The following is a 282-nucleotide window of genomic DNA, read 5'->3' as shown; positions in this document are numbered from 1 at the left end:
TAAAATTTGAGTCTTAAGAGCAAGGTTGGCTTCTCTTGTAAGTAGTGATTCGTAGTAGGCCAAAAGGTATCTTGCTAATCGTGCTGATTGAATTGCATCCATCCGAGCAACACTTTCGCTGGTCGGCCTAGGAGACAGCCCATTAACTGTCTCTACAGGCATTCCTAAGGATTTCATATCGCTCAGCTCTTCCGTTCTGCCTTGCCATATATCTGACTGAATAGAGTTCATATCGCTCAATTGGGAGCGTTTTATATAACTCGATTTCATAGTGGCAATCGC

The 282-nt window shown here is 43.3% G+C and carries 1 protein-coding gene; it reads right to left on the bottom strand.

Annotated elements, in window-relative coordinates; genetic code table 11:
* Positions 1-270 (bottom strand): hypothetical protein (locus IQR33_RS34070; RefSeq protein WP_228014077.1); only part of this gene is annotated, 270 nt, incomplete at its 3' end.
* Positions 271-282: the final 12 nt, after the last annotated feature.

It is taken from the genome of Vibrio sp. OPT46 (genome assembly GCF_015163535.1).
Classification (GTDB): domain Bacteria; phylum Pseudomonadota; class Gammaproteobacteria; order Enterobacterales; family Vibrionaceae; genus Vibrio; species Vibrio alginolyticus.
This window is presented reverse-complemented; position numbering and strand designations above follow the sequence as displayed.